Source organism: Polynucleobacter sp. 39-46-10, assembly GCF_002282275.1.
Genome location: NZ_NCJB01000281.1, coordinates 1 through 3020, shown reverse-complemented (window position 1 = coordinate 3020; position 3020 = coordinate 1). Strand labels below are relative to the sequence as shown.

The 3020-nt window shown below is 46.3% G+C and carries 3 protein-coding genes; all 3 read left to right on the top strand.

Annotated features, from left to right (window positions below; all coding sequences use genetic code 11):
- Nucleotides 1-161: 161 nt before the first annotated feature.
- Nucleotides 162-1967: a translation elongation factor 4 gene (gene lepA, locus B7X71_RS14365; RefSeq protein WP_293601115.1), complete on the top strand. Its 1806-nt coding sequence runs from the start codon at nt 162-164 to the stop codon at nt 1965-1967.
- On the top strand, nt 1967-2773 hold the full coding sequence (gene lepB / locus B7X71_RS14360) for a signal peptidase I (RefSeq protein ID WP_215301497.1): 807 nt from the start codon (nt 1967-1969) through the stop codon (nt 2771-2773). Before lepA ends, lepB begins: the two co-directional genes overlap by 1 nt.
- Nucleotides 2774-2777: 4 nt before the next feature.
- Nucleotides 2778-3020 (top strand): ribonuclease III domain-containing protein (locus tag B7X71_RS14355; RefSeq protein ID WP_293601113.1); only part of this gene is annotated, 243 nt, incomplete at its 3' end.

Here is a 3020-nt window from a genome sequence, read left to right as displayed (position 1 = left end):
CAGTAAGGCCAAAATAAGCGAAAACAGAGGTTTTTGGGTGAAATAAATGGGTTTGGCGCTATTTTGGCGCCACCCATTACAATCACTTTAAGACGGCTTTTTGCAGCGCATCATCGTGGTGCGTTCTGACAAGGCGTTTTTTGAAGACCACATAAGACGCTATGGATTTAATCCGCAATTTTTCTATCATCGCTCACATTGATCACGGCAAATCCACGCTTGCTGATCGGATCATTCAACTTTGTGGCGGTCTCTCTGATCGTGAAATGGAGGCACAAGTTCTCGACTCGATGGATATCGAGCGTGAGCGTGGTATCACCATTAAGGCGCAAACAGCTGCGCTTACTTATAAATCTAAAGACGGTAAAACCTACAACATCAATTTGATTGATACGCCAGGGCACGTCGATTTTTCATATGAAGTAAGTCGCTCGCTGTCTGCATGTGAAGGTGCGCTTTTGGTGGTGGATGCAAGTCAAGGCGTTGAGGCTCAAACAGTTGCTAATTGCTATATGGCGCTGGAGTTGGGTGTTGAGGTTGTACCAGTTCTCAATAAGATTGATTTGCCGCAGGCAGATCCGGAGCGAGCCAAAAAAGAAATTGAAGATGTTATTGGGATCGATGCATCAGACGCAGTGACCTGTTCAGCTAAGACTGGATTGGGTGTACAGGATGTCATTGAAGAAATGATTGCGCTCGTACCCCCACCCAAGGGTAATGCAGCAGATCCTTTGCAGGCTTTAATTATTGACTCTTGGTTTGATAACTACGTTGGCGTAGTGATGCTAGTGCGCGTTGTGAACGGCACCTTAAAGCCAAAAGAAAAAATCACCTTGATGGCAAATGGCTCAAGTCATTTGGTCGAGCATGTTGGCGTGTTTAGCCCGAAGTCCGTAGATCGCCCAGAGTTATCTGCTGGCCAGGTAGGCTTCGTGATTGCTGGCATCAAAGAGCTGAAAGCGGCCAAGGTGGGCGATACCGGTACCCATACACCCGGACAACAAGGTCGAGTTCCTGCTACCGAGCCGCTTCCTGGATTTAAAGAAGTAAAGCCACAGGTTTTTGCAGGTCTGTACCCAGTTGAGTCTAGTGAATACGATCAACTCCGAGAGTCTTTAGAGAAGCTGCAATTAAATGATGCTTCACTCTTGTATGAGCCTGAGGTTTCACAAGCACTTGGTTTTGGATTCCGCTGCGGCTTCTTAGGTCTTCTCCATATGGAGATTGTGCAAGAGCGTTTAGAGCGTCAATACGGTATGAACCTCATCACCACTGCTCCAACGGTGGTTTACCAAGTTGAGCAGTCAGACGGCACTATCTTGTCGGTAGATAACCCGTCAAAGATGCCCGAGGCTAGCAAAATCAATACGATTCTTGAGCCGATTGTGACGGTCAATCTGTACATGCCGCAAGAGTATGTCGGCTCGATCATTACGCTATGTGTTGGTAAGCGCGGTATTCAGATGGATATGAACTACCTTGGTCGTCAAGTGAAGCTCACCTATGAGTTGCCTATGGCTGAAATTGTTTTGGATTTCTTTGACAAGATGAAATCCATCTCGCGTGGCTATGCATCCATGGATTACGAGTTCAAAGAATATCGTCCGGCTGATGTGGTTAAAGTCGACATTCTCATTAATAGTGAGCGAGTTGACGCTCTCTCGGTGATTGTCCATCGTAGCAACAGTCAGCATCGCGGGCGCGAAGTGGTTGCTAAGATGCGCGGCATTATTCCGCGTCAGATGTTTGATGTCGCCATTCAGGCGGCGATCGGTAGCAATATTGTTGCTCGTGAAAACGTGAAGGCCTTACGTAAAAACGTATTGGCTAAGTGTTATGGCGGGGATATTTCTCGTAAACGCAAATTACTAGAGAAGCAAAAAGAAGGTAAGAAGCGCATGAAGCAAGTAGGTAATGTGGAGATTCCACAAGAAGCCTTCTTAGCCATTTTGCAGGTGGACGATTAATGAATTTTGCTCTCATCCTTTTTATCTTGGTAGTGGTCTCAGGCATTGCTTGGATTGCTGACCGTTACTACTTTGCCCCGCAAAGACGTGTGGCTGGTATCGATCGCATGCCATTGTGGTTGGAATATACAGCTGGTTTCTTCCCGGTAATTTGCGCGGTCTTTGTGCTGCGCTCATTTCTTGTAGAGCCATTCAAAATTCCATCGGGCTCCATGATCCCAACCCTACAGATTGGCGACTTTATTCTGGTAAATAAATTTACCTACGGCATTCGTTTGCCAGTGATTAATCAGAAGGTAGTTGATCTAGGGTCTCCAAAACGTGGTGATGTTGTGGTGTTCCGCTATCCACGTGATGAATCCATTGATTACATTAAGCGTGTAGTCGCTATACCTGGAGACACTATTACTTACCAAGACAAGCGCTTAACGGTAAATGATCAGCCTTTGCAATATAGCGGCGGCGAGCCTTACCTTGATCCAGAAAATATGCGCTATGCCAAGCGGTTTTCAGAATCATTTCCTGCTGACCTGGGTGGCAACAAGCATGAGATATTGAATCATCCTGATAGACCTGTTGGCATGTTCCCTGCAGAGCGTTTTCCTGGATTTGAAAACTGCCAATACATTAATGCTGGACTTACTTGCAAGGTGCCTGCCGGTCATTACTTTGCGATGGGCGATAACCGTGACAATAGTGCTGATTCTCGTTACTGGGGATTTGTGCCGGATAAAAATATCGTAGGAAGAGCATTCTTTGTTTGGCTGAACCTCGGAGATCTAGGTCGCATTGGCGGCTTCGAATAAGACCATGAATGCCCGCGCCGTTATCGAAACTGCACCGCTGCAAGCGCAACTGGGCTACACGTTTAAAAAACTAGAGCTGCTCAATCAAGCGCTTACACACCGTAGTCATAGCAAGAAAAATAATGAGCGCCTTGAGTTTTTAGGCGACTCGATTCTGAATTGCGTTGTTGCAGAAATGCTCTATGAGCGTTATTCCGATTTAGATGAAGGTGATCTTTCTCGTGTTCGAGCAAACTTAGTCAAGCAG